This window comes from Bradyrhizobium ottawaense (genome assembly GCF_900099825.1).
GTDB classification, from domain to species: domain Bacteria; phylum Pseudomonadota; class Alphaproteobacteria; order Rhizobiales; family Xanthobacteraceae; genus Bradyrhizobium; species Bradyrhizobium ottawaense_A.
The window spans coordinates 8188388-8215154 of sequence record NZ_LT629693.1 but is presented as its reverse complement, the minus strand read 5'-3'; the positions used below and the strand labels follow the sequence as shown (position 1 = coordinate 8215154).

Genomic DNA, 26767 nt, shown 5'->3' with positions numbered 1-26767 from the left:
CTAATTTTAAGTGTAACACCCGCAACTTGTGCCAGAGTCCGTGTTTTTACGGGGGCTGGGTTGCGCTTGCATTATCGTGCAAATGTCATTAGCAGTCGCGGCAACCGATCCCGCCCTGGGCTCAAAAAAGGTTGTCGAGTCAAAAAATGAAAAGCGCATTCCAATACCGTGCCTATAATGTAAGCAACGATGGCGGCTTCTACGTCGCCAAATCCACGGATGGAGAGCCCGGCCAGCTCGTATCCAAGGATCTTTTGCGCGTTTTGAGATCGATCGACGTCCTTTGGGACGCTCTCGAAACCTGCAATATGCCGGGTTGGTGCGCGACCTACCTAGAAGGCGACACCCTTCACTGCGACCTCGATGTCTTTGCCGACTCCTTGTCTCCGAACCTGGAGTCCTTGCGCGCCCACGGCAGCGTCGACCCTTTGGCAAATGTCCGTAAATTTTTCCCGGACAAAGCGAAGCCGCTCCTTCGGATCGTTGCCGCGGCGTGAGCCGACATCTTGGGAGGTGGGGCTATGAATACGCCATTTGAATATCGCGCTTACGTGATCGACCGGGAAGATGGATGGTTCATCGCGAAGCCGCTTGACGGTGAGCCGGGGGAAATCGGCTCCCGGCATTTACTTCGGGTTATGAAGGCAATCGACGCTCTCTGGGCCACTGTCGATAGCGGCAGCTTGCCACAGTGGTTCAACACGGAAGATCTGATCAACCTCGATCAGCCGGTGCGAGATCGTTTGAAGCTTGGTGCGTTCAGGACGCTGCCGGCGAGGATTGCTTCGACGTTCGATACAAATGCGTCAAAGGTCGATCCGACGAAGCTTAGCAAGATCATTCTGACCGTCTTGGCTGTAGTCGGCATTGCAACCCCAGTTGCGATGGGGATGCAACAGCTCGTTGCCGGCTCCGAACCGGCTATCATTTTTACTCTGGCGGTGACGGCGATAGCGCTACAATTCGGGAGGTGGCCGGCAATCGGAGCCAGCCTAGTCGTGATGGTGCTGTATAATTTCTCGTTCCAGGCCCCTGTCATGACACCTTCGCTTCCGACTTTGGAGGAGTGCGCCTACACTCTGATCAACCTCGTGGTGTCGGTGGCACTCCCATGGCTGCTTTCGCCACGATGGCTCACCTCAATCCGAAAAGCGTCGGTGTCAGACCATACTCAAGGCACTGTTTCGACATATCCCTAGTTCCCTTTCCGCCTGGGAATCCGAAGGCCGTATCCGGACGACCGTTGCGTAGCATTTGAGTGTTACGAAATGGACCCGCGGCAGCATCGTAAAGCTTGCCGCGGCTGTTCCTTCTGACCAAGGCGCCATCGCGCTCGATGTTGTCCCAATCAGCCGGATAGGGATCGACCGCCACGTTGCGGCTATCAGCCCATTCTCGAGACAGTCTGTCAGCTCCCGACATCTCCCCCTCTACGATGCAGGTGATCTTCCTGCGCTCATGGGCGGCGTCCAGAACGTCGTACAGCCATCTTCTGTCACTGAAATCCCGGCCACCAAAAACCAGGACGCGATGGTTCGCCATCAGCAGGATGGAGTCGCCGTGGCAGCGATGCGGCGCGCAGAAGCAAACCAGGTCTCGCCCTGTCAGCCCGTTCACGTCCATGTCGGGAAGCTGCTCGCACTCGAACCGATTGCAGGCCTGGTCGCGGTCGCCGTCAGCTCCGATGACGAACCGATTCCCGTACGGAGATCCGCGCCCGATGTAGACGGCGGCGGCCGGCGCATCGCCGTGGTGTTTGTTGTAGACCCGGGGCGCTGGCATCAATGCTTCCGACCGATGATGACCGACTTCTTGAAGTCGAACTTGTCCCACTCACCCAGTTCCTTTTGGCACTTCGGGCAAGAGACCCAATCATCCTTATCCGGCTGCATCTTTGTCCCGCAGTTCCCGCATGTGACCTCGATCGAGCCGCTCCGGATCAGTCCCGCGTATTCCTGCCTGCTGAACTTTGCCTTCCTCTTCGCCATCACTTCCTCTTCATCAATCGCATGCCAGCCGGACCGTAGGTTTTCTCAGCCTCGGCGCACTCCTTGGCCGGGTTGGCCTGAAACTCGTCGGACCGTTTTCCGTACCAGGCATCACCTTGCTCCGTGACGTTGAAGGCCTTCACAATGGCCATGACGCCCGCGGGCATTTTTTCGTCCCACTTTTTCATGTCCACCATGAGGGGGCAGAAGTTAGCGGCGTTCATAACTTCAGTGAAGACCGAATGATTGTAAGCCGCGTCCGTCACCGCTTCAGCCTGAGCTGCGGGGCCAATCCGCACCAGGGCTCGCGCGTCGGTTACCGATAGCGATGTCAACACGATCATGATTGCCAGTTTCATCTTGCGCTGCATATCCCGTCTCCTATTTGCAAAATGCGGCTGCTTCGGTGGGATTGGCCATCAGCGACTCGCGCATCTTCCTCTTGAAGACGTCGTAGTAGGCCTGGATAACCGGAGCTGGGGCTTCCACCGACGCCATCTTCAACTGAAACGGCACTTCATCTTCCATATAGGTGCGACCGCAAAGTTCGTTCAGTAAGGAAAATTGCGCCGCTATGTTAATGCTGGTTGGCGACGTGCTGAGCCCCTTTTTCCAGAGAGCCTCCTTCATTGCCATGGTCACCTTGTCCAGCTCGGGGGTCTTCGAATCGACCGCCAGAGCTATAGACGGAACAGCAGTTATGGCTGCCATGATCATCAGTTTCTTGAAGTTCATTTCATCATCCTATTTTGCAAAAAGGCGGTAGCCTCGCTACTCACCCCTGGTCATTATGTTTTGTCAGCCAGCTCAGCTGCTGACCCATCTTCAGGCCTTCCATTGGAACCTGTACTTCGTCGAAGGTCCGCAGCAGCGGAGAGATCAGGTCGCGCCGGTAATTGAGACCGGCAAAGATGATCGCTCGCTCGCCCGACAGATTCGGTCCAAGCTTGTCGAACTGATCTCTCACCACCACCGCCCAGTAGCCTCGGTCCGCGGCACTAGCCCCGTTGAGGGTCACGTCATACGGATCGATGATGTCCTCCGGGTGGATGCAGCCGTGCGCGGCCGACAAAATGTACCAGCGATGCGCGTTCTTCTCGACATACCGCCGGGCCAATCGGAACCATGGCGACAGGTAGAAGTCTTTTGCCGGCATCGGGCGATTGGCCTTCGTCTTCACGCAGGACACGAACGCAACGTCAGCTTTTCCGCTCATTGTTTCTTTTTCACCATCCTATCGATGACTGCCTGCCGCGCCCGACCGCTGGTGAAGCTTGAGCGGTTCTTTCCCGTCCGCTGTCCCGGAGGGGTGAAATCCCAATCCCACTCGTATGACATGACCGCATGACCGAGGCCGGGCTTCTCCGGATGATCCTTGATCCACGCCATGACCTCGTCGGTGGGAACGACCAAGTTTGACTGTCCCGTTGGGGCGTCGGTGCTCTTGCCGCTCTTCATGTAAAAGCCCTGGCCGGCCCAAGCGTCGCCCTTCTCGACGTAGACCCTGCCGCTCTTCGGAGTTGTATCCGTGACCTTATCGAGCAGGTAACGTAGGACATTCCCCTGCGTGCATCGGATGACCGCAACATCACCGGGCTTGACCTTTCGGTAGTAAGCCTCAAGCTGTTCGGCGGTCTGATCGTTGCATGGCGCTTTCGGCCTCGTCATTGTCATCCTCGTTTCTTATGGTGCCGCGAGTCCTGCCCAGTGAACCTGGTGTGTCTTATCGAAGTTCCATTGGCTGACCGGACCTCGATCGACGTTCTCTCGTTGCCGGTTCTCTCGCATCCAGGCGAACGCTCCAGCTTCCGCCATCCACGTCACCTTCACATGGAAGCCGCTCGCCCGGATTGCGCCAGGCGACTCCAGCATGAACTGCCGGAGCGGGGATAGCCCGCGCCATCCATCGGCGACGACCTGACAGATGTTGTCGAACTCATGGTCCGGCATCATCGATAGGTCGTGCCTATAGTAGAGGTACGACGCCACGACAATTCTTCTCGCGTGCCAATCCAGATCGGCGAGCGACGTGCCACCACTCACCTTGGTGTAGGCGAACAGATCGAGCGTCTCGGTCATCGAAACGCCTTGCAGGCATCGCCGCTGGCGAACGTGCCAGAGGGGCAGGCGGCCCCCTTGATCTTCGGGTAGGCGCGCGGGGTATCGGCGTGGAGCGCCTCGCACTTGTCGCCAGATCCGACGTATCCGGTGGGACAGGCCCCGGTCCGCTGGATGCGATCCCGGCCGTCGCGGGTCGGCCTCGGGTAGGGGGTCTCGGCGAACGCTGCGGCGGTTGTCACAACCAGGATCAAGGCTGCGACAGGCGTGCGCCAACTCTGCGTGGTCATCGTCTTCTCCATGAGGTAGGGTCAATAAATCTGGGGAAGGCGGGTTTGTTCGCGTACCAGTTTCGTACCAGAAACGTCCCGAAAAGGGTGGAACGAGATGCGAACAGCCGACATCAGATGCATTGATATTGCTACAGAAAAATCTGACGTCGTAAACCCGCCGTATTCGGCGTGTTAACCGGTGGGTACGCGAGCGGCGGATATTGTCTGTACTATGTCGCGAGCCCGATTCGCCTTTAAAGCCGCGCGAGAATGTTTCGAACCATTGCCCTGACCGGTTTTGCGGCCCTGCTTGCCGCCTCGACCATCACGCTTGCGCCTGTGGCGCAGGCGCAGATCGGCAATATTTTTTCCGATCCCGCGCCGCGCCCGCCCGGCGCCATTCCGCGTGGCAACCAGCCGCCGCAGCAAGCGCCCGACGACGACGAGGAAGTGCCGGAACTGCCGCGCGGCCGGCTGTTGCCGACCCCGAACCGGCCGCCGCCCGGGCAGGGCGTGCCTGCGCCCGGAAGCGTGCAATCGCAGCCGCTGGCGCCGCCGCCTGGTACCACGGTGATTCCGCAGAACACACCGCCGGGCATTGCGGTGGCACCGCCGCAGCCGGGCGCTCCCGCCGTTGCCAATGCGCCGCCGTCCGCCAATCCGTTGCCGGGATTGCCGCCCGGGCAGAAGCAGCCCAAGAGCGTGCCGGGCGCACCGGCGACCCTGCAGCCCGGCGACGAAGTCGTGTCCGAGCCGCCGGCGACCAAGATCACCAACAAGAAGGCGAGCTTCTCGGGTCTCGACAAGATCACCGGGCGCATCATCAATTTCGACGAGGATATCGGCGAGACCGTGCAGTTCGGCGCACTGCGCGTGAAGACCGATGCGTGCTACACCCGCCCATCGACCGAAGCCGCCAATACCGACGCCTTTGTCGAGGTCGACGAGATCACGCTGCAGGGCGAGGTGAAGCGGATTTTCTCCGGCTGGATGTATGCCGCAAGCCCGGGCCTGCATGGTGTCGAGCATCCGATCTACGATATCTGGCTGACCGACTGCAAAGTCCCCGACCAGACCATCGTCAGCGCGCAGCCCGATCCGCCGAAGCCGCCGGCACCGCCGCCGGTGGCGCAGAAGCGTCCGCCGCCGAAGCAGGCCGCGCCGCGGCCGCAGCAAGCCCCGCAGCCGCAATTCCAGCAGCAGCCCCCGCCGCCACCTCCGCCGCAACAGCGGCCGGGTGGGCTGTTCGGCGGCCTGTTCGGGAATAACTAGGGCCGTGTCCCGGGCGCTGCGCAGCACGAAGTGGTGCGCTGCAGACCCGGGATCTACAAACTTCGTAAGACTCTAGGTCCCGACTCTGCGGCGCACCGCAAGTGCGCTGCGCCGCGTCCGGGACACGCGGCCTAGCCGCGCTCGGCGATGATCGCCAGCGCGTCGGTGCCGCTGATGCTGGCCGGCAATCGCATGAAATCCGCCGGCTCGCCCGCGATCGCCCTGTCCAACATCGCCCGATAGCGCCGCCGCGGGATTTCGACCGCGCCAAAACTGCGCAGATGCTCGGTGACATATTGGGTGTCGAGCAATTCGAACCCGCCGGCGTTGAGCCGCGCCACCAGGTGCACCAGCGCCACCTTGGAAGCGTCGCGGGCATGATGAAACATGCTCTCGCCGAAGAAGGCACGGCCGAGGCTGACGCCGTAGAGCCCGCCGACCAGCGCGTCATTCTGCCACACCTCGACGCTGTGGCAGTGCCCGAGCTCGTAGAGCCCGACATAGAGATCGCGGATGCGCTTGTTGATCCAGGTGTCGTCGCGGCCGGGTTGCGGCGCGGCGCAGCCGGCAATGACGGCCTTGAACGCGGTGTCGACGGTGACGCTGAAAGCGTCGGAACGCACGGTGCGGGCCAGCCGCGAGGCGATGTTGAACCCGTCGAGCGGGATCACCCCGCGCAGCTCCGGTTCGACCCAGAACAGCGTCGGATCGTCGGCGCTCTCGGCCATCGGGAAGATGCCGCAGGCATAGGCCCGCAGCAGCACCTCGGGCGTGATTTCGGAAGCGGCGGAGTCGCGCGATGTCATGGGCCGAGGATAGCAGGACGCCGAGGGCCTATGCTACGTTTCCAAAAAAAACGGCAGTGCGACCCGAACATCGGGGCCGCGTGAATGCCGTCCGGGGAAAACAAGAGGGGCATCCGTGAACATGACCTGGAAGACCATCGCGCCGCTTGCGGTCTGGCTTGCGCTCTATCTGGTGCCGGTTCCGGCCGGCCTCAACGCCGATCAGTGGCACTATTTTGCGATATTCGCGGCCGTCATCACCGGCCTGATCCTGGAATCGATGCCGGTCGGCGCGGTCGGTATCATCGGCCTGACGGCGGCTGGCGTCATGGGCTATGTCGAACACGATCCGAACAAGTCGCTGCGCTGGATGCTGGGCGGGTTCTCCGAAAGCACGGTGTGGCTGATCGTCGGCGCCTTCGTGTTCTCGATCGGCTACCGCAAGAGCGGCCTCGGCCGGCGGCTGGCGCTGTTGCTGGTCCACAAGCTCGGCCGCAGCACCATCGGGCTCGGTTATGCCGTGGCATTTTCTGATCTGGTTCTGGCGCCGGCGACGCCGTCCAACACCGCGCGTAGCGGCGGTACGGTCTATCCGATCGTCAGCAACATTCCGCGGATCTACGGCTCGGAACCCGGGCCGACCGCCGGCAAGATCGGCACCTATGTGATGTGGACGGCGTTCGCGACCACAGCGGTGACGAGTTCGCTGTTCCTGACGGCGCTGGCGCCGAATGCGGCGGCGCTCTCGATCGCCAAGAAGATCGTCGGCGTCGATGTCGGCTGGTCGCAATGGTTCGCGGGTTTCGCACCGCTCGGCATCCTGCTGCTGGTGGTCGTGCCGCTGCTGAGCTACCTGGTGTGCCGGCCGGAGGTGAAGGAAAGTCCCGAAATCGTCGAATGGAGCGCGGGCGAGCTCAAGGCGATGGGACCGATGTCGCGCAACGAACAGATCATGTCGGTGCTGGTGCTGCTGGCGATGTTCCTGTGGATCTGCGGCTCCAATCCGACCATCAGCCTGCCGTTTCTCGGATCCAATTTCATCAACCCGACCATGGTGGTGTTTGTCGTGATCTCGCTGATGCTCGTGACCGGGGTCATCGACTTCGACGACATCGTCCGCGAAAAGGCCGCCTGGGAGGTGTTTTTCTATTTCACCTCGCTGCTCACGCTGTCGTCCGGCCTCAACGAAATCGGCTTCATCAAATGGGTGGCGGAGGGATTTGCAAAACCGCTGGCAACGATGAGCCCGCTGACCGGCATGATCCTGCTGGTCTCGTTCTTCTTCTGGGTCCACTACTTCTTTTCCAGCATCACCTCGCATACCGCCGCGGTGTTGCCGGTGGTGCTCGCGGTCGGCACCAGCATTCCCGGCCTGTCGGTCCCGACGCTGACGCTGCTATGCGTCTATTCGCTGGGCCTGATGGGGGTGATCTCGCCCTATGCCACCGGACCCGCGCCGATGTACTACGGCAGCGGTTACATCGGGAAGGGCGACTTCTGGAAGTTCGGCCTGATCTTCGGCGTGATCTATTTTGCCGGGTTGCTGCTGATCGTGCTGCCGTGGCTGCAGATGATCGGATGAAGAGCCTGCGAGCGCCAAACGAGGCACGTCAGCTCTGGATGCTCCAATCGTTGCCGAACCTATTTTACTTTTTGTTGCCTGATTTCGTCCGAGCTCCGTCGCCAAAGAGCTGGGCGGAGAGCGCCTCAAGCAGGTTCGTGCCGGCATCGAAGTTTTGCCGAACGCAAAGCAGGGATTTTAGCGGCGTAAGCTCGGGAAGATAGTACTCCCGGGCGCAGATCAATGGTGAGGGATCGATTCGAGCGGGAAAAGCCGTAATGCCAATTCCGGCTTCGGCGGCGGCGGTTCTTGCGAGATTGTCCGCGCTGTTGAACGCAATCCGATACTGTATTCCCTTGTTTGTGAGTGCCCGGATCATCAGCGAATCCGTCAAATTGCCGGGATGGCTCAGGAGCGGGATCGGCGCCCCCGGACTTAAGACAAAGTCCTTCGACCTAACCCAGACAAACCGTTCTTCCGCCTCGTTGACGATCATGTTCGAGACTTGATCCGCCAGTTCCATGGAAGCGAAGAAACAGCCGATGTCGATGTATCCTTCAGTCAGGCCCTTGGCTATCTCGCCGGAGTTGCCGCCCTGGATGATGACGTTCGACAGCGCCTCGGCTGACAGGCATTTGAATATCTCCTTGATATAGAGATTGTTGATGCCCAGGCGAGTTGGTTCCTGGCGAAGTGTCCGGCCGCCAATACGCAGGATCTGGTCGTTGGCTTCAATGATGCGGCGGCCCTGTTCGACGAACAGTTTCCCTACCTCGGTCAATAAGGATCCGTTCGCGGTCCGCGTAAACAGCTCGCAGCCGAGGATGCCCTGAATTCGTTTGAGTTGAGAGCTGAGAGCCGGCTGGCTCAGGTTTAAACGATCGGCGGCCTTCGATATGCTTCCGGTTTCGGCGATCACAATGACCGATCGAACGATATCGATTGGAATATTCAGGTCGTGATTCATAAGAAACCTTTGGCGGTCTGCTACGAAGGGCAACCTTGCTCGTTGGCGGGTAACCTCCGACAATCGATTGTCGAAAGAACCCTCCGGGATTCTCCCGCTACCCAACTCTCAGCTCACCGTTAGACGCATCGTGATATGCGGTGGCGATTGGCCGACAAAAGCGGCGAACGCAAAATAATCTGGGCACTATTCATTCTCTGGTATGACGATGGTGCCGGCGTTCAATCGTGCGGTGCCACCGCAAGATTTTGCTTCACCACTTCATTCCGCACGTCAAGAAAACGGCCTGGAGAAACAAACGTTGTTCAAATCAGTAATCTGAGACCGAAGGTTGAGGAATCCGTATTTGCACGGGAGACCGGCAGGCATGCATATTAGGGCAGCTGGCCTGACCTAACCCAGATGATCGTCAGAAGAATTGCCCTGGACGATCTATATCCACTCTAGCTCGCCGCGGCGCTGGCCGATTTCGGCGCCACCAATTTATTGACGCGGCTGAAACGCAGCACGATCCTTGTGCCGCTATGGGCGGGATCGCGTTCGACATCGGCTTCCAGTTTGGACGCCATGGCGCTGACGATACGCTGGCCCATACCGGTGGAGCGCGGGTCGGTCTTGACGTTGAGGCCGACGCCGTCGTCGGCGATTGCCAGGACGATGTCGTCACCGTCAGATGCGAGCTCGACATGGATCGGGCCGGCGCCGTCGGGATAAGCATATTTAACGGCGTTCATGACCAGCTCGTTGACGATGATGCCGATCGCGACCGCGCGATCCGGATCGATCTCGATCGGTTCGGCCTTGAGCGTCAGCCGCGACATCTTATTGCCCTCGGCCGAACGCCTGAGGTCTTCCAGCAGCGCTTCGAGATATTGATTCAGCAACACACTCTTGAGGTCGTGCGAGGTGTAGAGCCGGCGGTGTACCTGCGCCACCGCGGCGACGCGTCCCATCGCGTTCGTCAGCGCCGCCTTGACGTCGTCCTGGGTCGCGGAATTGGCCTGCAGGTGCAACAGCGATGCAATGATCTGCAGGCTGTTGCCGACGCGGTGGTTGACCTCGCGCAGCAGCACCTCGCGCTCGGCCGCCAGCGCTGCGTAGCGATCGCGGGAGGCGTGGACCTCGGCCTCGGCCTCGTCGCGGGCCCGCTGCATCGCCGCCTGCCGGAGCGCGCCGTTGACGGCGACCTGCAGCAGCGGAATGAATTCGCCCTGCACATCCTTGACCAGATAGTCGGCCGCGCCCGCCTTCAGCGCGGTGACCGCGATTGCCGAATCCTGCGAAGCCGTGACGAACACCACCGGTGGCGCGCCCGGTATGGCGAGAATCCGCTCCAGCGTCTCCAGGCCGTCGAGGCCGGGCATGTACTGGTCGAGTGCGATGGCGTCGATGCCGCCCTGCGCCAGCCGCGCCAGTCCTTGCTCGCCGCCGGCCGCATGCACGACCTTGAAGCCAGCGCGCGTCAGCCCGCGCTCAACCAGCCGCGCGAGGCCCGCGTCGTCATCGATATACAGCAGTGTCGGCGTCGCTGGGGTCATGTGGCGGCTGGCGGTACCTGGATGACGGAAAAGAACAAGCCGAGCTGGCGAATGGCGTTGGCGAAGCTTTCGTAGTTCACCGGCTTGGTGATGTAGACGTTACAACCGAGTTCGTAGCAACGCTTGATTTCCTGGGAGTCGTCGGTGGTGGTCAGCACCACGACCGGGGTCGCCTTGAGGTATTTGTTTTCCTTGACCCGCTTGAGAATATCGATGCCGGTCGTATCGGGCAGATTGAGATCGAGCAGGATCAGCAGCGCGTTGCCCTTGTGACCGAGGCCGGTCCCGTCCTTGCCGAACAGGTAGTTCAACGCGTCTGTACCGTTGGTGAACGGCACGATCTCATTGTTGACACCCGATCGCCGGATATTCCGCTCGATCAGCCGGGCGTGGCCCTCGTCGTCTTCGATCATGATGATGGTGACTGGATTACTCATGCTTCTCTGTTCCGGTTACTGGTGTTCCAATTGATCGGCAGCGTGACCGTAAACGTGCTGCCCTGATGAAGCTCCGATGCGACCGACATGGTGCCGCCTAACCGCCGGACCAGCGCGCGGACATGGGCGAGGCCGATGCCCTGGCCGGGCCTGTCCTGGGTTCCGGCGCGACGGAACAGATCGAAGATGCGCTGATGGTCCTTGGGGTCGATGCCGCGGCCGTTGTCGGTGATGTCGTAGATCGCAAAGCCGAGCTTGGTCCGGCCGCGGATATGGATGTCGCCGGGCACGCCGCTCTTCAGATATTTCAGCCCGTTGTCGATCAGGTTGGAGAAGATCTGCTCCAGCGCCAGCCGGTCGCTGACGATATTGGGCAGCGGGCCGATCCGTATCTGCGCCTCGGCTTCCGCGGCCTGATGCGCGACCGTCGAAACGATGCCTTCGATCAGTTCGCTCGTATCGATGCGCTCCGGCTTGAATTCGCGCCGCCCTTCGCGGGTCAGGTTGAGGATGGCCGATATCAGCCGGTCCATCTTGCCGATCGACGATTTGATGAAGCCCAGCGCCTCGGTGAAATCCTGCGAGAGCTGTCTGTCGGCGCCTTCGAGCGCGGGTTCGGCGGTATCGGTTGCGTTATCGGGGGCCTGGGGGACGGCGGATTGCAGGCGGGCGAGCGCCGCAATGCGCTTGAAGATGTCGCCGCGCAATTCCTCCAGTTCGCTGGTGAAGCCCATGATGTTGACCAGCGGCGAGCGCAGATCGTGACTGACGATATAGGCGAAGCGCTGGATTTCCTCATTGGCTTCGCGCAGGTCGGCAGTACGCTCGTCGACCGTGGTTTCGAGGTTGATGTTATTGTCGCGCAATTTTCTTTCGGCCTCGTCGCGGGCGCGCGCCGAGCGCCGCACCAGCAGGATCGAAATGCCGGCCAGCGCGACCACGAGGCCCGAACCCGCCACCGTCACGATCGAGGCCAGTTGCTGGGTGCGGTCGGCGGTCGTCGTGCGCATCGCGAACAGGCCGTCTTCCTCGGCGCGCATCGCGCCCGCGACCTCGGCGATTTTCCGGACCGAATCGCTGGCCCCAGCCTCACGCAGCATCGCGACGCCGCCGGCGGTATCGTTGCGTTTGACGAAATCGACCGCCTTGGCAAATTCCGCCAGCCGGGCCTCGACCGGGGGCCGCAGCCGTTTGACGTTCTCGCGCTGAACGGAGTTGTCGCCGGTCAGTTGCATCAGCTTGTCGACGTCGGGAACGATGGTCGCAACGGCGGCTTCGTGCTCCACCAGAAAACGCGGCTCGGAGGTCAGCAGATAGCCGCGCGCGGCGCTCTCGGCCCGGCGAATCTGCAGCAGCAGGGTGGAGAGCTGGTTTTCCACCTCGACGGTGTGCACGACCCAGCCGTTGTCCCGGCGTGATTTGTTGACCAGCAGGATCGAGGACGTGCTGATGGCGACCAGCACCAAAAGTGCCGCGGTAAGCAGCACAATCTGTCCCACGGTGCGACGGCGCCGGGCATCAGCCGTCACAATGGCCTCGCATTATGAACGAATGGAACAAGTTACCCCTAGCGGAATGGACCCCAATAGCGCCCATAACGCATGCACCAAGCGGTTGGTTCCGCGCGTCCCGGCTTTTTCAGGAAGTCTTGCCTTCCGCCGCCTGGCCGGCGAGGTACTGCTCCAGCCAATGGATATGGTAGTCGCCGTCGATGATGCCGGGCTCGCGGACCAGTGCCCTGAACAGCGGCAGGGTGGTCTCGATGCCGTCGACCACCATCTCGTCGAGCGCCCGGCGCAGCCGCATCAGGCATTCGGCGCGGGTCTTGCCGTGCACGATCAGCTTGCCGACGAGGGAGTCGTAATAAGGCGGGATGACGTAGCCCTGATAGACTGCGGAATCGATCCGCACGCCGAGACCGCCCGGCGGATGAAACTGGGTGATCTTGCCGGGCGAGGGGCGGAAGGTCTGCGGGTTTTCCGCGTTGACGCGGCATTCGATGGCGTGGCCGATAATGGTGATCTCATCCTGCGTCGCGGGCAGGTCGCCGCCGGCGGCGATGCGGATCTGCTCCAGCACGAGGTCGATATCGGTGATCATCTCGGTCACCGGATGCTCGACCTGGATACGGGTGTTCATTTCGATGAAATAGAACTCGCCGTCCTCGTACAGGAACTCGATGGTGCCGACACCGAGGTATTTCATGTCCTGCATCGCCTTGGCGCAGGTCGCGCCGATCCTGGCGCGGGCCGCCGCCGACAGAACCGGCGAGGGGCCTTCTTCCCACACCTTCTGATGCCGGCGCTGCAGCGAGCAGTCGCGCTCGCCGAGATGGATGGCGCCGCCGCGGCCGTCACCCAGCACCTGGATTTCGATGTGGCGCGGCTTCTGCAGGTATTTCTCGAGATAGACCGAGGCGTCGCCGAACGCCGACTTGGCCTCGTTGGAGGCGGTCGACAGCGCCATCATCAATTCGTCGGCAGTGTGCGCAACCTTCATGCCGCGTCCGCCGCCGCCGGCGGCTGCCTTCACCAGCACGGGGAAGCCGATCGCCTTGGCAATCGCCATGGCGTCGTCTTCGGGGCCGACCCCGCCGTCGGAGCCCGGCACTACCGGAATGCCGAGCCGCTTGGCGGTCTTCTTGGCTTCGATCTTGTCGCCCATCAGGCGGATATGTTCGGCCTTCGGGCCGATGAAATGCAGATTGTGCTCGGCGAGGATTTCGGCAAACCGGGCGTTCTCGGACAGGAAGCCGTAGCCGGGATGCACGGCGTCCGCGCCGGTGATCTCGCAGGCCGCGAGCAGCGCCGGGATGTTGAGATAACTGTCCTTCGACGGCGGCGGTCCGATGCAGACGCTTTCGTCGGCAAGGCGCACATGCATCGCATCGGCGTCTGCCGTGGAATGCACGGCAACCGTCGAGATGCCGAGTTCCTTGCACGCGCGCAAGACACGCAGGGCGATTTCGCCGCGATTGGCGATGAGAATCTTGTCGAACATGGTGTCCTAGCGAAGGCGCGAGTAGCGAGTGGCGAGTAGCGAACGGGGTTTTTCTTCCCTATTCGCTATTCGCCATTCGCCATTCGCTATTCAATAATTACCAGCGGCTCGCCGAATTCGACCGGCTGGCCGTCCTCGACGAGAATTTGCGTCACGGTGCCCGCGCGCGGCGAGGGAATCTGGTTCATCGTCTTCATCGCTTCGATGATCAGCAGCGTCTGCCCGGCCGATACCTTGCTGCCGACCTCAATGAACGGCTTGGCGCCGGGCTCCGGCGACCAGTACGCGGTGCCGACCATCGGCGAGGGCACGACGCCCGGGTGTTTGGCCATATCGGCGACGGCGGCAGGCGTCACGGATGCGCCGGCGCCAACGGAAGCCGGCGCCTGGAAATTCGCCGGCATCGAAGCCGTCATGGTGACGTTGCGCGCCACACGCACCCGCAGGCCGGCGCGCTCGATCTCGATTTCGGTGAGGCTGGTTTCATCCAGCAACAAGGCGAGCTCGCGGATGAGCGCACTGTCGTCGCTTTTGAAGTTTGCGGATGATTTGTCCGCTGCTTTGTTTTCGGGCTGGCGCGCCATGCTCTTGATCCGGAATTCTCGATGTGGGTGACGGCTGAAGCGTCAGGCTTTGGTGTCGGTGGTCTGGTGTCAGGTTTTCGCTTTGGCGCCGATTTTGGCGGCAAGACCGTTGATGGCGAGCCGGTAGCCATCGATCCCGAAGCCGCACAGCGACGCGAAGGCGGCCCTGGCGGTGAAGGAATGATGCCGAAAATCCTCGCGGGCGTGAATGTTGCTGACGTGCACTTCAACGGTCGGAATTTTGACCCCGACGATCGCGTCGTGCAGTGCAATCGAGGTGTGCGAATAACCGCCGGCGTTGATGATGATGCCGGCCGCCTTCTTCTCGCGGGCCTCGTGGATGAAATCGATCAACTCGCCTTCGCGGTTCGACTGCCGGCAATCGGCCTTGAGGCCGAAATGCGCGGCCGTCTCCGCGCACAGCTTTTCGACATCGGCCAGCGTCGCGTGGCCGTAGGTTTCGGGCTCCCGGGTCCCCAGCAGATTGAGGTTAGGACCGTTGAGCACGTAGATCGTCGCGGCGGAGGCTTGTGCGGCGGAAGCTTGGGCCATCGGATTCCGTTGAATGGGGGCGGGTTGGTCGCGGGGTTATAGGTAACAACGCGGCCAAGGGGAAGCCTTGTGGCCCTTCGGGAGACCTGCCAAAGGCCTCATCCAGTTGGTAAAAAGCCCTGTGGAACCTACGGAAATCATTGATTAACCAATATTTAGGGTTGGCCTGGCGACGGCGTAACCCCACACGCAAAAGGGGTGGGCATTTCTGCCCACCCCAAAGCCTTGACGGCCAAGCCTCGCTGTCGCGAAAGCCGGTTAGCCTTCGATGATGTAGACGATCTCATGCGTCTGCGGGCGGACGATGATGTACCGGCCGTGCACGAAGATCACGTCATAGCCACGCCACTCCGGATAGATCTCGACGATCCGGGCCGGCAGCGGATGGAACCGGACGTTGCCGGGGATGGTGGCGCCAACCGAAATGTTGAAGTTGACGTTGGTAGTCTCCTCGATCTTCTCCGACTTGATGGCGGAAACGATCTGCGTGCGCTTCTCGGCCGGCGGCGCCGCGGTCGCCGACGTGGCGGCGTTGCCCGTCGTGGTCTGCGACTTGCCTTCCATGCCGCCCTTGGTTTCGGCGTTCATGTTGCCGTTGGCCTTGGTACCTTCCGTGGCCTTGGTGCCTTCTGTCTTGGAGCCCTCGGCCTTGATGCCGCCCTTGGTCGAGTCGTTCTCCGAGCTCATGCTCTTTGACTTCTCACCCTTGGTGTCCATCTTGGTGTCCTGAGCGCTCTTGGCGGCCGGCATCTTCTCGTTGGATTCCGCCTTCATGCCGGACTTTTCAGAGCCCTTCATGCCAGGCGATTCAGCACCCTTCACGGCGCCCGAGTCATGGTTCACGGCGCCGGACGGAGCGGCGCGCTCCGACGAAGGCGCGGTCTGCTGAGTTGCGGCACCACCCGCAGCAGCGCCGCCTTCACGGCTCGTGCCCTGCGCGTTGGCGAAACCGGTTCCGGCGATCAGCGCCGCCGCAGCCACTGAAATCAAAAAGCGATTAGTCATTCGAAGTTCTCCTCACGTATTTGCATTGCCCGCCCGACAACGGGGTGAGGTGGTCGATGTTCCCTGCGATCTGCGGTTCCATCGACTTTGTTTTGTGCAAGCTCGCTTTGCGGGGCTGGTTTGATGAACGCGTGATGAACCGCTTTGCCGGAGATTGCCGCAAACAAAAAGGCCGGCTCGAGTGCCGGCCTTTTCGACGTTTCGTTGGATAGGCGAGGCGTCAGCAGGTCGTCTTGCCGCAGCGGGCGACGCCGATTTTTTCCTTGAGGCTGTCGACGCCAACCGCGCCGATCACGACCTGCTTGCCGATCACGTAGCTCGGGGTCCCGTTCATGCCCATGGCTTCTGCCAGCTTGAAGTTTTCCTCGAGCGTGTTCTTGACCTCGGCGCTTGCCAGATCCTTCTCCAGTCTGCCCATGTCGAGGCCGACCTCCTTGGCAACGGCCATCGCGCGCGCCTTGTCGGCCGCGCCCCGGCCGCCGAGCAGCTTCTGGTGGAAGTCGAGATATTTCTTGCCGGTCGGGTCCTGCATGCGCACGGCAACCGCGACCTGGGCGGCTTCAACCGAGCCGGCACTCAGCACCGGAAACTCCTTCAGCACGACCTTCAGCTTCGGATCGGCCTTCATCAGCTCGATCATGTCGGCCATCGCGCGTTTGCAGTAGCCGCAATTGTAGTCGAAGAACTCGACGAAGGTGACGTCGCCGTCCTTGTTGCCGAGGGTGACGCCGCGCGGCGAATTGAAGATCGCATCGGCGTTCTGGGAGACGCTGGCCTCGTGCTTTTCGGCTTCCGCCGCCGACTGGCGCTTCGACAGTTCGGCCATCGCCTCTTCGAGCACTTCCGGGTGCGCAATCAGATAATTCCGGACGATGCTCTCGATATCGCCGCGCTGGGTGTCGGAGAAGCTCTGTGCCGAGGCGGGCAGCGGGGCGCTGCCGAGCGCGAGCGCCAGCAGTGCGGGAGCGAGGAAACGGAACGAGGGCATCAGCTAATCCTTTTGCGGCGAGTTCCCGGCGGTGTCGTGAAGCCGGCTCTTGGAATACGTTTCAATTTCGGTTCGGTTGTATCTCGATCTACGCGGTTTACTTCTAGTTGCTCCTCTGGCCCGGCAGCGGCTTCGCGCTCACAATGTCGTCAGCCTTGACCCATCCCGGGGTCCCGATCGCAAAGCGGGTCTTTGCCCTTGAAGCGAGGTCGCGGGCGGTCTTGTTGTCGCCGCGGAGATAGGCGGCCTGCGCCGATGCGAGATCGGCCTGGGCGTAGTCCCCCTTGCGCCCATAGGCCATTGCGAGCTGCATGTAGCCGAGCGGTGCTTCTGACTCGCGGGCCACCGCCGCGCGCAGAATCGAGATCGCCTCGTCCGTGTTGGCGGTATTATTAGCCGCTACCAGGGCCTGCCCAAGTAACATCTCGATGAGCGGCGCGTTATTGGAGAGCTGCACCGCCTTGCGGAGCGGCGCAATGGCCTCGGCCGGCTTGCCGCCTTCCAGCAGCGCCTGGCCGCGTACCTCGTAGAAATAGGGGTTGCCGGGCTGCAGCGCGATCAGGCCGTCGATCTGGGCGATCGCGCTACGCAGGTCGCCATGCAGATAGGTGGTGATGGCGTGCGCATAGCGGGCGGGCAGGCTGGTGTTGGACATCGGATAGCGCCGGTACACGGTTTCCTGCCGCTCCATGAAGGCCGAAATCTTGGCGCGCGCCATGTCGTGGCGCATCTGCAGGGCAGGGTCGTCCTTCTTGTCCCAATAGGGGCTCGAGCGCGCCAGCTCTTCCAGCGCGCGGACGCGCTCGGCCGGCATCGGGTGCGACTGTACGTAGGGATCGGCGCCGCGCGCCGCGAACAGGCTCTCGTCGGTGAACCGCTTGAAGGTCTCGTACATGCCCTTGGCCGATTGACCGGTCGCGGTCAGAAACTTCACGCCGGCCTTGTCGGCGTTTTCTTCCTGCTGGCGCACATAAGAGAGCAGGTTGCGCTTGATCATTTCGCCTGGTGCGGAAAACGCGGCCGCGCCGGCATTGGTCAGGCCGCTGCCGGCGCCGCCTCGCGCGCCTGCCACCATCGCGCCTGCGCCGAGCAGCATGGCGATGATCATCTGGGTTTGCGCCTGCGCGAGCTGCTCGCGCATCTTGGCGAGATGGCCGCCGGCCAAATGACCGGTTTCGTGGGCGAGCACGCCGATGATCTGGTTCGGCGTCTCCGACTGCATCATCGCGCCATAGTTCACGAAGATACGGCGGCCGTCGGCGACGAACGCGTTGAACTGGCTGTCGTTGATGATCACCATCTGGATGTTCTGCTTTTCCAGACCGGCGGCGCGCAGGATCGGCCTGGTATATTCGCGCAGCAACTGCTCGGACTCGGTGTCCCGCAGGAACGACGGACCCTTGCCCTCTTGCGCGAGTGCCGCCATCGGCGAGACCGTGAGCGCGACCGCCACCGTCAGGGCGGTCAGCTTCAGCGTTTTCTTGGCAAAGGTGATACGAAGCAGCATGGGCGGTCTTTTTGTCGGGGCGGTCGGAGATGGGTTGGTGTGCGGATTGGCCGGGATCCGGTTCGGTTCTGCTTAGATCAGAACCAGGCTGCAGTCTCTTGTTTCAAGGCCTGTTGTTTCAAAGCGTTTTCTTGTCGCGGACCGGTATCACTTCGCCGGAAAACGCTATAACAAGCCACCGAATGCGGCCAGTCTGGGGCGGTAACCGGTTCGGGAACCCAATATCGGCGATAGCCCCCGCAAATAGCAGAAATCGATGCACGAAGCGACACTTAGAGACCGCGTGAAAACCCTGCTGACGCCATCGCGGCGGAGCGATGTTCCCCCGTTCATGGTGATGGACGTGATGGCGGCGGCCGCGCGTATCGAAGCGGCGGGCGGGCATGTCATTCACATGGAAGTCGGCCAGCCGGCGGCCTCCGCCCCGAAGGTCGCGATCGCAGCCGCGCATGCCGCGCTCGACGAGGCCCGGATCGACTACACCTCGGCGCTCGGCATTCCCTCGCTGCGGACGCGCATCAGCAGGCACTACCACGATACTTACGGTTGTTCGGTCGATCCCGAACATATCGTCGTCACAACGGGCTCGTCCGGCGGGTTCATTCTGGCGTTTCTGTCGATGTTCGAACCCGGCGACCGGGTTGCCGTGACCGTGCCCGGTTATCCGCCTTACCGCCATATCCTCACCGCGCTCGGCTGCGAGCCGGTGCTGATCGAGACGTCGAACGAGACGCGTCATGCGCTGACCGGCGAAGCGTTGCTGGCGGCGCATCGCAAGACGCCGCTGAAGGGCGTGCTGGTCGGCAGCCCCGCCAATCCGACGGGAACGATGATGTCGCGCGAGGCGCTCACCGGGCTGATCGCTGCGGCGGAGGGCGCGGGCATCCGCTTCATTTCCGACGAAATCTATCACGGCCTCGATTATGCGTTTCCGGCCGTCACCGCCGCCGAGCTCTCGCCGCAGGCGCTCGTGATCAACTCGTTCTCGAAGTATTTCTGCATGACCGGCTGGCGGGTGGGCTGGATGGTGGTGCCGGAGCCGCTGGTGCGGCCGATCGAACGGCTGCAGCAGAACCTGTCGATCTCGGTGCCGACGCTGTCGCAGATCGCCGCCGAAGCTGCTTTCGAAGGGCGGGAGGAGATGGAGGCGATCAAGCACGGCTACGAAGCGAACCGCCGCATTCTGATCGATGGACTACCGAAAGCCGGCATCACCAAGTTCTTGCCCGCCGACGGCGCGTTCTACCTCTATGCGGACGTTTCCGACTTCACGTCGGACAGTTTTGAATTCGCTGGCCGCATGCTGGAAAAGGCCCATGTCGCGGCAACGCCGGGCGTCGACTTCGATCCGATCCATGGCCGCGCCTTCGTGCGCTTCTCCTATGCGCGCTCGGCCGACGAGATGCGCGAAGCGGTGACACGCATCGCGCGCTGGCTCGGCTAGAGCCCGGCCGTCATCGATCCATCCTGCCATCCCACCACTTCAAACCGGAGAGCCATCCTTGCCCGCCAGCACCATGTCCGATCCCGCCGCCGTCAGGCATTCTCCGCTAGCCGAGTTGCTGTGGCCGCGCCGCGAAGATCGCTCGTTCCGCGCCTTGCGCGGCGCCATCCTGATGGCGCTGGGTACCGCGCTCCTGACCTTGTCGGCCAAGGTCAATCTGCCATTGCCCTATGTGCCGATGACGCTGCAGACGCTGGTCGTGCTGATGATCGGCGCCGCCTATGGCTGGCGGCTCGGCAGTGCGACCGTGATCGCCTACCTGGCCGAGGGCGCCATCGGCTTGCCGGTGTTTGCGGGTCCCGTCGGCGGTCTCGCGCCGCTGGTCGGTCCGACGGCGGGATACCTTTATGGTTTCGTGCTGGCGGCGTTTGCCACGGGCTGGCTGAGCCAGCGCGGCTGGGACCGGTCGGTGTTGTGGCTGTTCGTCGCGATGGGAATTGGACACGTCCTCATTCTCGGCACAGGCTTCGCCTGGCTGGCGTTCGGCATGAAGCTTGGCGCCGACAAGGCCTGGCTGGTCGGCATCGTGCCGTTTATCGCGGCATCGCTGGTCAAGAACGCGCTCGGCGCCACGCTGGTGCCGGCGCTCCGGCGGCTGTTCGCGCCGCGCGCCTGAAACCGTCACGTGCAGAACCAGTGGCCGGCGGAGCAATGCCATTGACTCCGCTGGCCCAAATGTTTTGGCTGTGGTCCAACAAGAGCGCGGGCAAATGCGCACAAAATCCGAAAACTTCTGAGGGGGAGTGAACGTCATGACGGCAACGATTGCGACCGAAGTACCGGTGCGTGCGGCAAAGCCCTGGTACCGGGTTCTCTATGTTCAGGTGCTGATTGCCATCGTGCTCGGTGCGCTTTTCGGCTGGCTCGAGCCTGCCTACGCGACCAACGACTGGATCAAGGCGCTCGGCGACGGCTTCATCAAGCTGATCAAGATGGTGATCGCGCCGATCATCTTCTGCACCGTGGTATCCGGTATCTCGCATATCCAGGACGCCAAGAAGGTCGGCCGCATCGGCATCAAGGCGCTGGTCTATTTCGAGATCGTCTCGACCTTCGCGTTGCTGATCGGGCTGGTCGTCGGCAATGTCGTCAAGCCCGGCTCGGGGTTCGGCGGGGCGGGGGCGAACGCACAGGCGGTCGCCGGCTTCGCTAAACAGGCCGAGGCGCAGAAGAGCGTCGACTTCTTCCTGCACATCATTCCCGACACCGTGGTCGGCGCCTTCGCGCAGGGCGAAATCCTCCAGGTGCTGCTGTTCTCGATCCTGTTCGGCTTTGCGATCATGGGGCTCGGCGAACGCGGCCATGTGATCCGCAGTTTCATCGATGACGCCGCCCACGCCGTGTTCGGCGTCATTGCGATCGTGATGAAGGCTGCACCGATCGGTGCGTTCGGCGCCATGGCGTTCACGATCGGCAAGTTCGGCACCGGGGCGATCCTGAACCTGATGGGGTTGATCGCGACCTTCTATCTCACCGCCGCACTGTTCGTGTTCGTCGTGCTCGGCGTGATCGCGCGCATGGTCGGCTTCTCGATCTTCAAGTTCCTGGCCTACATCAAGGACGAACTCTTGATCGTGCTCGGAACGTCGTCCTCGGAAAGCGCGCTGCCGTCCTTGATGGAAAAGCTCGAGCGGCTCGGCTGTTCCAAGTCGGTCGTCGGCCTCGTGGTGCCGACCGGCTACTCGTTCAACCTTGACGGCACCAACATCTACATGACGCTGGCAACCCTGTTCATTGCCCAGGCGCTCGGCTTCGATCTGACGCTCGGTCAGCAGATCACCATTCTGCTGGTCGCGATGCTGACCTCGAAGGGGGCGTCCGGCATCACCGGCGCCGGCTTCATCACGCTGGCGGCGACGCTGGCGGTGGTCGATCCGCGGCTGGTGCCGGGTATGGCGATCGTGCTCGGCATCGACAAGTTCATGAGCGAGTGCCGCGCGCTGACCAACCTGTGCGGCAACGGCGTCGCCTGCGTGGTGGTGTCGTGGTGGGAGGGTGAACTCGATCAGGACAAGCTGCGCGTCAGTCTCAACAAGCAGGTCGATCCGGCCGACCTCGAGACCGCGGTCACGACCGGCTAGAGCGTTTTCCAGCGAAGCATGCCCTCGGACTTGATCCGTGGGTGGAAACCGGTTCGCGTCAGGGAAACGTGTCAAATTGAAAGCCATTGCGGCTCAAAACGCGCCGGCAGGTCAAACTGCCGGCGCCATAAAAAACGGGAGAGAGACATTGATCGGATTTCGAATTCTGCAGCGAACCCGCAAGGTCGACGCCGATACGGTGTCGAAATTCAGCGCGCTGCCGGTCGCCAATATCAGCGATTCGATGTCGCGGATGACGGCGGGCGGCGCGTCGCTGCGTCCGATGCACGAGGGCGGCGTGCTGGCCGGGCCGGCCTTTACGGTCAAGACGCGGCCGGGTGACAACCTGATGCTGCACAAGGCGATCGATATCGCCGAACCCGGCGACGTGATCGTGGTCGATGGCGGCGGCGACCTGACCAATTCGCTGATCGGCGAAATGATGTCCGCGCACGCGGAGCATCGCGGCATCGCCGGTATGGTGATCTACGGTTCGATCCGCGACTACGACTCGATCCATGCCGGCCGGTTTCCGATTTTCGCTGCCGGCGTCACCCACCGCGGCCCCTACAAGGACGGTCCTGGCGAGATCAACGTTCCGATCGCGATCGACGGCATGGTGATCGAGCCTGGCGACCTCATCGTCGGCGACGGTGACGGGATCGTCTGCATCCCCTTCGCAAACACCGCCGAAGTGCTGAAAGCGACGACCGCGAAGCACGAGGCCGAAACCAGGCAGCTCGCGGCGATCAAGGCTGGCAAGAGCGACCGTAGCTGGGTCGACGCTAGCCTGAAGAAGCTCGGCGTCATCGCCTGAGGGCAAGGGGGAACGCATCATGCCGAACGGAATGGCAATGCCGGGCCGTCGCGCAATGCCGCGAAGGCTCGCATGTGGCTGCTATGCGCCGCCGGTCGGCATGCTGGCGGCGATGGCCGTCAATGCGGTATCCTTCGGCGCATCGCCGGTCAATGTCGAGGCCGCAGCGGGAGCGAGGTCGAAGTCCGTGGGCGAGGGCGCCGGTGGCCTGGTGATCGATTGCCACGGACACTACACCACCGAGCCGAAGGCCCTGTTCGACTGGCGCAAGCGTCAAATCGATGCGATCGGTAGTCCGTCGCAGGCGCCCCGGATCGACGCGTTGGAGATCAGCGACGATCAGTTGCGCGAGAGTGTCGAGGGCGCGCAGCTGCGGCTGCAGCGCGAGCGCGGCACGTCCCTGACGATCTTCTCGCCGCGCGCCTCCGGCATGGGCCACCATGTCGGCGATGCCTCGGTCTCGGCTGCGTGGTCGCGGGTCTCGAACGACCTGATCTTCCGGCTGACGCAGCTCTATCCGAAGAATTTTGTCGGCGTCTGCCAGTTGCCGCAGTCGACCGGCGTTGAGCCCAGGAACTGTATTGCCGAGCTCGAACGCTGCGTCAACGAACTCGGCTTCGTCGGCTGCAACCTCAACCCGGATCCGTCGGGCGGATTCTGGAAGGAGCCGGCGCTGACCGACAAATGGTGGTATCCGCTCTACGAGAAGATGGTCGAGCTGAACGTCCCGGCGATGGTCCATGTCAGCGCCTCCGCCAATTCCGTTTTTCATGCCACCGGGGCGCATTACATCAACGGCGACACCACCGCGTTCATGCAGTTCCTGACCTCGGACCTGTTCCGCGATTTCCCGACGCTGAAGTTCATCATTCCTCATGGCGGCGGTGCGGTGCCGTACCACTGGGGCCGCTATCGCGGGCTGGCGCAGGACCTGAAACGTCCGCCGCTGTCGGAACTGCTGTTGAACAACGTGTTCTTCGATACCTGCGTCTATCATCAGGCCGGTATCGATCTCTTGACCAAGGTGATCCCGGCCAGGAACATCCTGTTCGCCTCGGAGATGGTCGGTGCGGTGAAGGGGATCGATCCGGAAACCGGATATCCCTTCGACGACACCAAGCGCTACATCGAGCAGTCGCCCTCGCTTGGCGCCGGTGAGCGGCGCGCGATCTTCGAAACCAATGCGCGCGCCGTCTACGGACGGTTGTCGGCCAGGCTCGCCGCCTGAGGCCCGGCCGAGGCGCAGACAAAACAAAACCGCCCGGTTTTGCCGGGCGGTTTTCTTTTTCCGAATTGGTCGTTTACTCGCCGTTGCCGAAGCGCCGTGACCACCAGCCCGCCTTGCGCGGTGCGGCGGCTTCGCCGCTCTCGGCCGGTGCGGGCTCGGACGGTGCCGGCGAAGCGACCGGTTCAGGCGCGCTGTGGCTGACGGCGGCAGGCGCCGGATCGGCCGGCGCGCTGGTCATGAAGCTGACCTTTTCGCGCACGGTCGAGCGGCGCCGCGCGGCGGCCCGGTCGGCATCCTGCGTGGTTTCTTCCACCGTTGGCGCACTAGCAATGGGCGCACTCGCGACCGGCTCGGGCGGAGCATAGGCCGGGGGGGCGGGTTCATGCTGCGCCGGTTGCCAGGCGGGTTCGGGTTGGGTGAGCGTCGGGGCGGGCTCGTACGAGCCGCCGTCGAAATCGGCCACCGCGTTGGCGGCTTCCGGCGCCGATGTCGGCCCGAGTTCGTCCGCGATCGATCCGGCGAGACCATCTTCCGGCCCGTTGCCACGCCGACGGCGTCCGCCACGGCGACCGCGGCGGCGCGGGCGCCGCTCGCCGTTCGCCGGTTGATCGCCGCGAACCACGCCGGGCTGCTCGTCGCCTTCGTCCTCGTCGGATTCGCCGTCGTCACCGGCCACGGGGCTTTCCATGGCTTCGGCGACAACGCGCAAGGCATCGTTTTCCTCGCGTGGGAAACCATTGTCCTCGCGGAGCGCGCCGCCTTCACGGGGTTCGCCGGAACGGCCGCGCCGGCGCCGACGCCGCTTGCGGCGGTGAGCGTCGCCTTCGCTTTCGCCGCTAACCTCTTCGCTGCCGGCGGCGTCTTCCACGAGACCCTCGGTCTCTTCGGTTTCGACTTCGCTTTCGGTCTCGATATCGAACGCCTCTTCCTCGTCATAGGGCTCGTCGACCTGCGGCGGGGTGGCGGCGGCCTGCGCTGCGAGCAACGCCTTGGCGGCCTCCAGCGTATGCACCTGTTCGCCGCGATCGATGATGAACGACTGCTGGCCGCTCACGGTCGGATCGGCGACGATGGCGAGCGAGACCTTGAACGAGTTTTCGAGATCGCGCAGATGGCCGCGCTTGTGGTTGAGGACGTAGAGCGCGACGTCGGTCCGGGTGCGCACCACCAGATTGTGGGTGGCGCCCTTCATCAATATCTCTTCGATGCCGCGCAGCAGTTGCAGCGCCACCGACGAGACCGAGCGAACGTGACCGCTGCCGCCGCACTGCGCGCAGGGCTCGGTCGAGCTCTCCAGCACGCTGGCGCGAATGCGCTGGCGCGACATTTCCAGCAGGCCGAAATGCGAGATGCGTCCGACCTGGATACGGGCGCGATCCTGCCGCAGGCAGTCGCTGAGCTTGCGCTCGACCGCCCGGTTGTTGCGCTTCTCGTCCATGTCGATGAAGTCGATGACGATGAGGCCGGCGAGGTCGCGCAATCGCAGCTGGCGGGCGACTTCCTCTGAAGCCTCCAGGTTGGTCTTGAGCGCGGTATCCTCGATGTGGTGTTCGCGGGTCGAGCGGCCTGAGTTGACGTCGATCGAGACCAAAGCCTCGGTCTGGTTGATGACGATGTAGCCGCCGGAGCGCAATTGCACCGTGGGCGAGAACATCGCGTCCAGCTGGCTCTCGACGCCCATCCGCGAGAATAGCGGCTGGCCGTCGCCGTACTTGCGGACCGCCCGCACGTTGGAGGGCATCAGCATCTTCATGAAGTCGCGCGCTTCCAGGTAGCCGGCTTCGCCGGCGACCTGGATTTCGTCGATTTCCTTGTTGTAGAGGTCGCGCAGCGAGCGCTTGATCAGCGAGCCTTCCTCATAGACGAGGGTGGGGGCCTGCGACTTCAGCGTCATGTCGCGCACGGTTTCCCACATGCGGATCAGATATTCGAAGTCGCGCTTGATCTCGGGCTTTGTCCGCGAGGCGCCGGCGGTGCGCAGGATGATGCCCATGCCTTCGGGCACGTCGAGATCCTGCACCACTTCCTTGAGCCGCGAACGGTCCTGGGCCGAGGTGATCTTGCGGCTGATGCCGCCGCCGCGGGCGGTGTTGGGCATCAACACGGCATAGCGGCCGGCCAGCGACAGATAGGTCGTCAGCGCAGCGCCCTTGTTGCCGCGTTCTTCCTTGACGACCTGAACCAGCATCACCTGGCGGCGCTTGATGACTTCCTGGATCTTGTACTGGCGGCGCGGACGGAAGGCGCGCTCCGGAACTTCTTCCAGAACGTCGTCGCCGCCGACGGATTCGACGACTTCTTCCTCGGCGTCGTCGCCATCGTCTTCTTCATCGTCATGATGTTCGTCACCATGGGCGCCGGCATGCTCGTCATGCGGGTGAGCTTCGTGTTCTTCGCCGGCGTGCTCGCGATGCGGCGCGTCGTCGGCATGGGCGGCGTTTTCGAGCGCGTGCTCTTCGGCATGCTCGTGCGCATGGTCGTCGTGAGCGTGAACGTCGTGGGCGTGCAGATCTTGGGCGTGTTCCTGCGTTTCGGTGCCGGGCAACGCGGTCGCATCGACCGGCGCGGCGACGTGTGCTTCGGAAACCGACTCCCTGGCCGGCGTTTCGGCTGCCACCGGCTC

Annotated in this window: 29 protein-coding genes; 9 read left to right on the top strand and 20 right to left on the bottom strand. The window is 62.7% G+C overall.

Features of this window, described 5'->3' with window-relative positions:
• Window positions 1–146 precede the first annotated feature (146 nt).
• Both BLR13_RS38855 and BLR13_RS38850 read left to right on the top strand, forming a co-directional pair.
• Window positions 147–497, top strand: a complete 351-nt coding sequence (locus BLR13_RS38855) for a hypothetical protein (protein WP_091977024.1) — start codon at window positions 147–149, stop codon at window positions 495–497.
• A gap of 24 nt (window positions 498–521) precedes the next feature.
• Complete coding sequence (locus tag BLR13_RS38850) at window positions 522–1199, top strand: DUF4118 domain-containing protein (protein ID WP_091977022.1); 678 nt, start codon at window positions 522–524, stop codon at window positions 1197–1199.
• Here BLR13_RS38850 and BLR13_RS40905 read toward each other — a convergent pair.
• The 8 genes from BLR13_RS40905 to BLR13_RS38810 are packed head-to-tail and all read right to left on the bottom strand — an operon-like array spanning window position 1135 to window position 4336.
• The gene (locus BLR13_RS40905) at window positions 1135–1782 is read right to left on the bottom strand and encodes an SLOG family protein (RefSeq protein WP_157793767.1); all 648 of its coding nucleotides are present in this window, start codon (window positions 1780–1782) and stop codon (window positions 1135–1137) included. The genes BLR13_RS38850 and BLR13_RS40905 overlap by 65 nt on opposite strands.
• Window positions 1782–1988, bottom strand: a complete 207-nt coding sequence (locus BLR13_RS38840) for a hypothetical protein (protein ID WP_091977020.1) — start codon at window positions 1986–1988, stop codon at window positions 1782–1784. The genes BLR13_RS40905 and BLR13_RS38840 overlap by 1 nt, the downstream gene beginning before the upstream one ends.
• Complete coding sequence (locus BLR13_RS38835; RefSeq protein WP_091977017.1) at window positions 1988–2359, bottom strand: hypothetical protein; 372 nt, start codon at window positions 2357–2359, stop codon at window positions 1988–1990. The genes BLR13_RS38840 and BLR13_RS38835 overlap by 1 nt, the downstream gene beginning before the upstream one ends.
• 10 nt (window positions 2360–2369) lie before the next feature.
• The gene (locus BLR13_RS38830) at window positions 2370–2723 is read right to left on the bottom strand and encodes a hypothetical protein (RefSeq protein WP_091977014.1); all 354 of its coding nucleotides are present in this window, start codon (window positions 2721–2723) and stop codon (window positions 2370–2372) included.
• Window positions 2724–2763: 40 nt separating this feature from the next.
• Complete coding sequence (locus tag BLR13_RS38825; protein WP_091977012.1) at window positions 2764–3204, bottom strand: DUF6884 domain-containing protein; 441 nt, start codon at window positions 3202–3204, stop codon at window positions 2764–2766.
• Window positions 3201–3656, bottom strand: coding sequence for a hypothetical protein (locus BLR13_RS38820; protein WP_172805585.1), 456 nt, complete (start codon window positions 3654–3656; stop codon window positions 3201–3203). The genes BLR13_RS38825 and BLR13_RS38820 overlap by 4 nt, the downstream gene beginning before the upstream one ends.
• 15 nt (window positions 3657–3671) lie before the next feature.
• Window positions 3672–4067, bottom strand: coding sequence for a DNA ligase LigA-related protein (locus BLR13_RS38815; protein ID WP_091977007.1), 396 nt, complete (start codon window positions 4065–4067; stop codon window positions 3672–3674).
• Window positions 4064–4336 (bottom strand): hypothetical protein, encoded by a 273-nt coding sequence (locus BLR13_RS38810; protein WP_157793766.1) that lies wholly within the window; start codon window positions 4334–4336, stop codon window positions 4064–4066. The genes BLR13_RS38815 and BLR13_RS38810 overlap by 4 nt, the downstream gene beginning before the upstream one ends.
• Before the next feature lie 252 nt (window positions 4337–4588).
• Here BLR13_RS38810 and BLR13_RS38805 point away from each other — a divergent pair, with 252 nt between their 5' ends.
• A complete protein-coding gene (locus BLR13_RS38805) occupies window positions 4589–5590 on the top strand; it encodes a DUF2155 domain-containing protein (protein ID WP_074829002.1) in 1002 nt (333 codons plus the stop codon).
• Window positions 5591–5721: 131 nt separating this feature from the next.
• Here the strand turns inward: BLR13_RS38805 and aat are convergent, their stop codons facing one another.
• Window positions 5722–6396 carry a leucyl/phenylalanyl-tRNA--protein transferase gene (gene aat, locus BLR13_RS38800; RefSeq protein WP_074829005.1) on the bottom strand — a complete coding sequence of 225 codons (675 nt, stop codon included), beginning with the start codon at window positions 6394–6396 and terminating at the stop codon, window positions 5722–5724.
• 121 nt (window positions 6397–6517) lie between these two features.
• On the opposite strand from aat, the gene BLR13_RS38795 reads away from it, so the two are divergent.
• Window positions 6518–7957: a DASS family sodium-coupled anion symporter gene (locus BLR13_RS38795; RefSeq protein ID WP_074829008.1), complete on the top strand. Its 1440-nt coding sequence runs from the start codon at window positions 6518–6520 to the stop codon at window positions 7955–7957.
• Between the two features lie 64 nt (window positions 7958–8021).
• Here the strand turns inward: BLR13_RS38795 and BLR13_RS38790 are convergent, their stop codons facing one another.
• The 10 genes from BLR13_RS38790 to BLR13_RS38745 all read right to left on the bottom strand — a co-directional run bounded on the left by BLR13_RS38790 (window position 8022) and on the right by BLR13_RS38745 (window position 18514).
• Window positions 8022–8903, bottom strand: a complete 882-nt coding sequence (locus BLR13_RS38790; RefSeq protein ID WP_091977002.1) for a LysR family transcriptional regulator — start codon at window positions 8901–8903, stop codon at window positions 8022–8024.
• Between the two features lie 443 nt (window positions 8904–9346).
• The gene (locus BLR13_RS38785) at window positions 9347–10441 is read right to left on the bottom strand and encodes a sensor histidine kinase (protein ID WP_074829010.1); all 1095 of its coding nucleotides are present in this window, start codon (window positions 10439–10441) and stop codon (window positions 9347–9349) included.
• A complete protein-coding gene (locus tag BLR13_RS38780; protein WP_074829013.1) occupies window positions 10438–10878 on the bottom strand; it encodes a response regulator in 441 nt (146 codons plus the stop codon). Before BLR13_RS38780 ends, BLR13_RS38785 begins: the two co-directional genes overlap by 4 nt.
• Entirely contained in the window at window positions 10875–12407 is a 1533-nt protein-coding gene (locus BLR13_RS38775) for a sensor histidine kinase (RefSeq protein ID WP_074829015.1), read from the bottom strand. The genes BLR13_RS38780 and BLR13_RS38775 overlap by 4 nt, the downstream gene beginning before the upstream one ends.
• Before the next feature lie 109 nt (window positions 12408–12516).
• Window positions 12517–13878, bottom strand: coding sequence for an acetyl-CoA carboxylase biotin carboxylase subunit (gene accC / locus BLR13_RS38770; RefSeq protein WP_074829019.1), 1362 nt, complete (start codon window positions 13876–13878; stop codon window positions 12517–12519).
• Window positions 13879–13964: 86 nt separating this feature from the next.
• Window positions 13965–14462, bottom strand: a complete 498-nt coding sequence (gene accB / locus BLR13_RS38765; protein WP_074829020.1) for an acetyl-CoA carboxylase biotin carboxyl carrier protein — start codon at window positions 14460–14462, stop codon at window positions 13965–13967.
• 69 nt (window positions 14463–14531) lie between these two features.
• The gene (aroQ, locus tag BLR13_RS38760) at window positions 14532–15014 is read right to left on the bottom strand and encodes a type II 3-dehydroquinate dehydratase (RefSeq protein WP_074829022.1); all 483 of its coding nucleotides are present in this window, start codon (window positions 15012–15014) and stop codon (window positions 14532–14534) included.
• Window positions 15015–15272: 258 nt separating this feature from the next.
• Window positions 15273–16019, bottom strand: a complete 747-nt coding sequence (locus BLR13_RS38755; protein WP_074829025.1) for a DUF1236 domain-containing protein — start codon at window positions 16017–16019, stop codon at window positions 15273–15275.
• 220 nt (window positions 16020–16239) lie between these two features.
• Entirely contained in the window at window positions 16240–17007 is a 768-nt protein-coding gene (locus tag BLR13_RS38750) for a DsbA family protein (RefSeq protein ID WP_074829028.1), read from the bottom strand.
• A 103-nt stretch (window positions 17008–17110) separates the two neighbouring features.
• Window positions 17111–18514 (bottom strand): M48 family metalloprotease, encoded by a 1404-nt coding sequence (locus tag BLR13_RS38745; RefSeq protein WP_074829031.1) that lies wholly within the window; start codon window positions 18512–18514, stop codon window positions 17111–17113.
• 256 nt (window positions 18515–18770) lie between these two features.
• Between BLR13_RS38745 and BLR13_RS38740 the strand changes: the two genes are divergently transcribed.
• The 5 genes from BLR13_RS38740 to BLR13_RS38720 all read left to right on the top strand — a co-directional run bounded on the left by BLR13_RS38740 (window position 18771) and on the right by BLR13_RS38720 (window position 24144).
• Window positions 18771–19958 carry a pyridoxal phosphate-dependent aminotransferase gene (locus tag BLR13_RS38740; protein WP_074829033.1) on the top strand — a complete coding sequence of 396 codons (1188 nt, stop codon included), beginning with the start codon at window positions 18771–18773 and terminating at the stop codon, window positions 19956–19958.
• Between the two features lie 172 nt (window positions 19959–20130).
• Complete coding sequence (locus tag BLR13_RS38735; RefSeq protein WP_244525316.1) at window positions 20131–20634, top strand: biotin transporter BioY; 504 nt, start codon at window positions 20131–20133, stop codon at window positions 20632–20634.
• Window positions 20635–20770: 136 nt separating this feature from the next.
• Complete coding sequence (locus tag BLR13_RS38730) at window positions 20771–22099, top strand: dicarboxylate/amino acid:cation symporter (RefSeq protein WP_074829036.1); 1329 nt, start codon at window positions 20771–20773, stop codon at window positions 22097–22099.
• Between the two features lie 148 nt (window positions 22100–22247).
• A complete protein-coding gene (locus BLR13_RS38725; RefSeq protein WP_074829038.1) occupies window positions 22248–22916 on the top strand; it encodes an RraA family protein in 669 nt (222 codons plus the stop codon).
• A 208-nt stretch (window positions 22917–23124) separates the two neighbouring features.
• Complete coding sequence (locus BLR13_RS38720; RefSeq protein ID WP_074832212.1) at window positions 23125–24144, top strand: amidohydrolase family protein; 1020 nt, start codon at window positions 23125–23127, stop codon at window positions 24142–24144.
• Window positions 24145–24217: 73 nt separating this feature from the next.
• On the opposite strand, the gene BLR13_RS38715 is transcribed toward BLR13_RS38720, so the two are convergent.
• Window positions 24218–26761 (bottom strand): Rne/Rng family ribonuclease, encoded by a 2544-nt coding sequence (locus BLR13_RS38715; RefSeq protein ID WP_283808262.1) that lies wholly within the window; start codon window positions 26759–26761, stop codon window positions 24218–24220.
• Between the last annotated feature and the right edge of the window lie 6 nt (window positions 26762–26767).

What these genes read in the sequence shown, in the direction of transcription:
- BLR13_RS38855 (WP_091977024.1), top strand. Translation starts at nt 147, where the DNA reads ATGAAAAGCGCATTCCAATACCGTGCCTATAATGTAAGCAACGATGGC.
- BLR13_RS38850 (WP_091977022.1), top strand. Translation starts at nt 522, where the DNA reads ATGAATACGCCATTTGAATATCGCGCTTACGTGATCGACCGGGAAGAT.
- BLR13_RS40905 (WP_157793767.1), bottom strand. Translation starts at nt 1,782, where the DNA reads ATGCCAGCGCCCCGGGTCTACAACAAACACCACGGCGATGCGCCGGCC.
- BLR13_RS38840 (WP_091977020.1), bottom strand. Translation starts at nt 1,988, where the DNA reads ATGGCGAAGAGGAAGGCAAAGTTCAGCAGGCAGGAATACGCGGGACTG.
- BLR13_RS38835 (WP_091977017.1), bottom strand. Translation starts at nt 2,359, where the DNA reads ATGCAGCGCAAGATGAAACTGGCAATCATGATCGTGTTGACATCGCTA.
- BLR13_RS38830 (WP_091977014.1), bottom strand. Translation starts at nt 2,723, where the DNA reads ATGAACTTCAAGAAACTGATGATCATGGCAGCCATAACTGCTGTTCCG.
- BLR13_RS38825 (WP_091977012.1), bottom strand. Translation starts at nt 3,204, where the DNA reads ATGAGCGGAAAAGCTGACGTTGCGTTCGTGTCCTGCGTGAAGACGAAG.
- BLR13_RS38820 (WP_172805585.1), bottom strand. Translation starts at nt 3,656, where the DNA reads ATGACGAGGCCGAAAGCGCCATGCAACGATCAGACCGCCGAACAGCTT.
- BLR13_RS38815 (WP_091977007.1), bottom strand. Translation starts at nt 4,067, where the DNA reads ATGACCGAGACGCTCGATCTGTTCGCCTACACCAAGGTGAGTGGTGGC.
- BLR13_RS38810 (WP_157793766.1), bottom strand. Translation starts at nt 4,336, where the DNA reads ATGACCACGCAGAGTTGGCGCACGCCTGTCGCAGCCTTGATCCTGGTT.
- BLR13_RS38805 (WP_074829002.1), top strand. Translation starts at nt 4,589, where the DNA reads ATGTTTCGAACCATTGCCCTGACCGGTTTTGCGGCCCTGCTTGCCGCC.
- aat (WP_074829005.1), bottom strand. Translation starts at nt 6,396, where the DNA reads ATGACATCGCGCGACTCCGCCGCTTCCGAAATCACGCCCGAGGTGCTG.
- BLR13_RS38795 (WP_074829008.1), top strand. Translation starts at nt 6,518, where the DNA reads ATGACCTGGAAGACCATCGCGCCGCTTGCGGTCTGGCTTGCGCTCTAT.
- BLR13_RS38790 (WP_091977002.1), bottom strand. Translation starts at nt 8,903, where the DNA reads ATGAATCACGACCTGAATATTCCAATCGATATCGTTCGATCGGTCATT.
- BLR13_RS38785 (WP_074829010.1), bottom strand. Translation starts at nt 10,441, where the DNA reads ATGACCCCAGCGACGCCGACACTGCTGTATATCGATGACGACGCGGGC.
- BLR13_RS38780 (WP_074829013.1), bottom strand. Translation starts at nt 10,878, where the DNA reads ATGAGTAATCCAGTCACCATCATCATGATCGAAGACGACGAGGGCCAC.
- accC (WP_074829019.1), bottom strand. Translation starts at nt 13,878, where the DNA reads ATGTTCGACAAGATTCTCATCGCCAATCGCGGCGAAATCGCCCTGCGT.
- accB (WP_074829020.1), bottom strand. Translation starts at nt 14,462, where the DNA reads ATGGCGCGCCAGCCCGAAAACAAAGCAGCGGACAAATCATCCGCAAAC.
- aroQ (WP_074829022.1), bottom strand. Translation starts at nt 15,014, where the DNA reads ATGGCCCAAGCTTCCGCCGCACAAGCCTCCGCCGCGACGATCTACGTG.
- BLR13_RS38755 (WP_074829025.1), bottom strand. Translation starts at nt 16,019, where the DNA reads ATGACTAATCGCTTTTTGATTTCAGTGGCTGCGGCGGCGCTGATCGCC.
- BLR13_RS38750 (WP_074829028.1), bottom strand. Translation starts at nt 17,007, where the DNA reads ATGCCCTCGTTCCGTTTCCTCGCTCCCGCACTGCTGGCGCTCGCGCTC.
- BLR13_RS38745 (WP_074829031.1), bottom strand. Translation starts at nt 18,514, where the DNA reads ATGCTGCTTCGTATCACCTTTGCCAAGAAAACGCTGAAGCTGACCGCC.
- BLR13_RS38740 (WP_074829033.1), top strand. Translation starts at nt 18,771, where the DNA reads ATGCACGAAGCGACACTTAGAGACCGCGTGAAAACCCTGCTGACGCCA.
- BLR13_RS38735 (WP_244525316.1), top strand. Translation starts at nt 20,131, where the DNA reads ATGGCGCTGGGTACCGCGCTCCTGACCTTGTCGGCCAAGGTCAATCTG.
- BLR13_RS38730 (WP_074829036.1), top strand. Translation starts at nt 20,771, where the DNA reads ATGACGGCAACGATTGCGACCGAAGTACCGGTGCGTGCGGCAAAGCCC.